Annotated in this window: 1 protein-coding gene; it reads right to left on the minus strand. The window is 36.5% G+C overall.

Annotated elements, in window-relative coordinates; all coding sequences use genetic code 11:
- The coding region (locus PAT3040_RS20915) for a hypothetical protein (protein WP_108994266.1) at positions 1-356 on the minus strand (356 nt) is incomplete at its 3' end.
- Positions 357-362 lie beyond the last annotated feature (6 nt).

Genomic DNA, 362 nt, shown 5'->3' on the forward strand with positions numbered 1-362 from the left:
TGTTGTAAGACATTGTTTCCTTCCTGTGGGTCAAATGAAATATCGCTAAGTCCAAAAACGTTTGTAACAACATCTTTATCTTTAGGATGGATTATTCTTACTTCATAAGCAAATGTCGCAGGAGGAATCTCAAATGATCTAAATGTTCTGTATTGATTAGGTGGTATCGTTTGAGTTGTAGGATCAACCATTGGTAATAAAATAGGTGAACCGGATGACCAGTCAAACATTTGAACAGTTACTGATCGGAAATCATCAGGATCCACATTCATCGCTTCAACAGTAATGAATTTCGTACTCGAGTGTCTTCGTAACACACCAGTTGATAAAATATTATGATTGTGGCTCAATAAAATCCCTCC

It is taken from the genome of Paenibacillus agaridevorans (assembly GCF_003112455.1).
GTDB classification, from domain to species: Bacteria; Bacillota; Bacilli; order Paenibacillales; family Paenibacillaceae; genus Pristimantibacillus; species Pristimantibacillus agaridevorans.